Source organism: bacterium, assembly GCA_016873475.1.
Taxonomy (GTDB): Bacteria; Krumholzibacteriota; Krumholzibacteriia; order JACNKJ01; family JACNKJ01; genus VGXI01.
Genome location: VGXI01000310.1, coordinates 1 through 2,911, shown reverse-complemented (window position 1 = coordinate 2,911; position 2,911 = coordinate 1). Strand labels below are relative to the sequence as shown.

The window sequence follows — 2,911 nt, the reverse complement described above, 5'->3', positions numbered from 1 at the left end:
CCTACCTTCTCCTGCTTGTTCTGCAGGAGACTCGCCGTCTCGATCATGGCCAGCATCCGATCCGCCTGGCCGGGCGTGAAGCCCTCCATGCAGACCGGATGCGTATAGGCCATGATGTTGGTCGGGTCGGGATTCGCGCCGGAATAGCTGCTATCGTACTCGCACGTCGCGGGATCGGTGTGATCCCACAGGTGCCCCAATCCCTGACTGCCGTTGTACGGGTCCCAATTCGTGTCACTTTGACGCAATCGGATGTAGATTTTCACGAGCTATGGACCCCTGCCGCCTGAGTTTTTCACGAGCATTCCCCCCCTTGGGCTGAAGTTTTTCACGAGCATTCCCCCCTTGCCCGGGACGTGGCCTGACGCTTACGCACTCCGGTCTGGGAGCCATGGTGGCCCCGGACCTGGAGGGCGCAACCATGGCGTTTCGTGAGGTCACGATGCTTGAGATCAAGGAAGTGGTGCTTCTGTGGCTGGACCGCGTGCCTAAGAAGCGTATTGCCAAGCAGTTGGGGGTGGATGTGAAGTCGGTCCGCCGGTATCTGGCGGCTGCGGCAGAACTGGGCCTGGCTCCCGGCACGCCGGCCGCCGCGCTGACCGACGAGCTGTGCTACCAGCTGGCGCTCGCGCTGGAGCCGAACCGCGAACGGGTCAAGGGTGAGGCGTGGCTGCAGTGCGAGGGGCAGCGGGCGTTCATCGCCGGCCACCTGAGCCGGCGAGTGCGCCTGACCAAGGTGCACCGCCTGCTGCAGCGGCAGGGCACGGACGTCCCGTATGCGACCCTCTACCGGTTCAGCGTGAGCGAACTGGACTTCGGTCGCCGGGCCGCCACGGTGCCGGTGATCGACGGCGAGCCGGGGTGTGAGCTGCAGGTGGACACGGGCTGGATGACGTATCTGGAGCCGGACGCGACGGGGCGACGGCGACGGATCCGCGCCTGGATCTTTACGCCGAACGTCAGCCGCTACCGGTTCGTGTGGCCGTGCTTCCAAGAGACGATCGAGTCGGCGATCGAAGCCTGCGAGGCGGCATGGGAGTTCTACGGCGGGGTGTTCCGGGTCCTGGTGCCGGACAACACGAAGGTCATCGTCGACCAGAGCGACCCGACTGGGCCGCGCCTGAACCGGACGTTCCTGGAGTACGCTCAGGCCCGCGGCTTCCATATCGACCCGACGCGAGTGCGCTCGCCGCAGGACAAGGGTCGCGTTGAGCGCACGGTCAGCTATGTGCGTGACGACTGCTTCACCGCCGAGCACCTGACCAGCTTGGCCGAGGCTCGCCAGCGGGCGCGGTTCTGGAGCGGCGAGGAAGCCGGCCTGCGTCGTTGCCGCAGCACCGGCCGGCTGCCACGCGAGCACTTCCAGGCCGTCGAACAGGCGCATCTGCTGCCGGCTCCGATCGCGGCGTACGACATCCCGCTGTGGTGTGAACCGAAGGTCGCCCGTGACCATCTGGCCCAGGTGGCCCGGGCGGTGTACTCGCTGCCGACGGCGTTGATCGGCCGGCGGCTGACCGCCCGCGCCGACAGCAGCCTGGTGCGGTTCTACGACGGCCAGAAGCTGGTCAAGACCCACCCGCGACAGCCGCCCGGCGGCCGCTCGATCGACCCGCACGACTTCCCCGCGCACAAGACCGCCTACGCCATGCGAGACGTGGCCTTCCTGCAGCGCAAGGCCGACCGCGACGGCCCGGTGATCGGCCGCTACGCGGCCGCCCTGCTCGACGGGCCGTTGCCGTGGGCGAGCATGCGCAGCGTGTACGCCTTGCTGGCGCTGGTCCGCCGCTATGGCGCACATCGCGTGGAACCGGCCTGCGAGCGGGCACTGGCGGCCGAGATCGTCAACGTCAACCGCCTCGAGCGCATCATCAACACCGACGGCACCCGCCCGCCCGCGGCCGGGCCGGCACGCGTGGTGCCCATCTCGCGCTACCTGCGGCCAGCCAGCCAGTACGCGCTGGCGTTCGGCGGCACCACCCACAAGAACCCGAACCAGGAGGACGGCCATGACAACGACGACTCTGCCGACCATCTCACCTGACCTGAAGGGCGTGCTGCGGCAGCTGCGGCTCTCGCCGGTGCTCGACGTGCTGCCAGAACGGCTGCTGCAGGCGCGTCAACTGCAGATGCCGCATCAGGACTTCCTGCTGCTGGTGCTGCAGGACGAGACGTCGCGGCGCGACGGCCAGGCTGCCACGCTGCGGGCCCGGCGGGCAGCCTTGGATCCGGACGCACGGCTCGAACTATGGGACGACGACGCGGCGGTGCACTACGACCGAAGCCTGCTGAGTGAGTTGGCCACGCTCCGCTTCCTGGAAGCGCGCCAGAACGTGACCATCGTCGGCCCCGTCGGGGTCGGCAAGACGTTCCTGGCTCATGCGCTCGGGCACATCGCCTGCCGCCGCCGCCTCTCGGTGCTCGCCGTCCGCACCGACAAGCTGCTCAAGAGCCTGCAGCAAGCCCGCGTGGACAACTCCTACGACGCCGAGCTGCGGCGCCTGGTCGCGGTCGACCTGCTGATCGGGGACGACTTCGGCCTGGACCTGATGCCGCCAACCGAAAGCCGCGACGCCTACGACATCCTCGTCGAGCGCCATCGCTCCGGCTCGATGATCATCACCAGCAACCGTGGGCCCGACGAATGGCTGGCCACGTTCGCCGACCCGGTCCGAGCTCAAGGCGCGATCGATCGCTTCACCAGCACGGCCTACGATCTGGTCATCGAGGGCGAATCCTACAGGCAGCGGCTCAAGCCAGGGCGGGCTGCGCAAAGCAGGGGCTCGACAGGCGGGAGGCGAACAGGGTAGGCTGGACTACGTCAGGACACCGAGCTCGTTCCCGACCCCGGGGGGAATGCTCGTGAAAAACTGGGGTCCCATCCTCGTGAAAAGCGACAACGTTGGTGGCCTGG

3 protein-coding genes are annotated in these 2,911 nt (G+C 67.8%); 2 read left to right on the top strand and 1 reads right to left on the bottom strand.

The genetic code is table 11. The features are described 5' to 3' along the window. A partial coding sequence (locus FJ251_15150) for a hypothetical protein (protein MBM4119038.1) occupies positions 1-266 on the bottom strand: 266 nt, incomplete at its 3' end. 125 nt (positions 267-391) lie between these two features. On the opposite strand from FJ251_15150, the gene FJ251_15145 reads away from it, so the two are divergent. After that, positions 392-2,041, top strand: a complete 1,650-nt coding sequence (locus FJ251_15145) for a transposase family protein (GenBank protein ID MBM4119037.1) — start codon at positions 392-394, stop codon at positions 2,039-2,041. Continuing rightward, on the top strand, positions 2,007-2,807 hold the full coding sequence (locus tag FJ251_15140) for an ATP-binding protein (GenBank protein ID MBM4119036.1): 801 nt from the start codon (positions 2,007-2,009) through the stop codon (positions 2,805-2,807). Before FJ251_15145 ends, FJ251_15140 begins: the two co-directional genes overlap by 35 nt. Positions 2,808-2,911 lie beyond the last annotated feature (104 nt).

Bases quoted from the DNA above. Each gene is read 5' to 3' on its own strand.
- FJ251_15140 (MBM4119036.1), top strand. From the start codon at position 2,007: ATGACAACGACGACTCTGCCGACCATCTCACCTGACCTGAAGGGCGTG.
- FJ251_15145 (MBM4119037.1), top strand. From the start codon at position 392: ATGGTGGCCCCGGACCTGGAGGGCGCAACCATGGCGTTTCGTGAGGTC.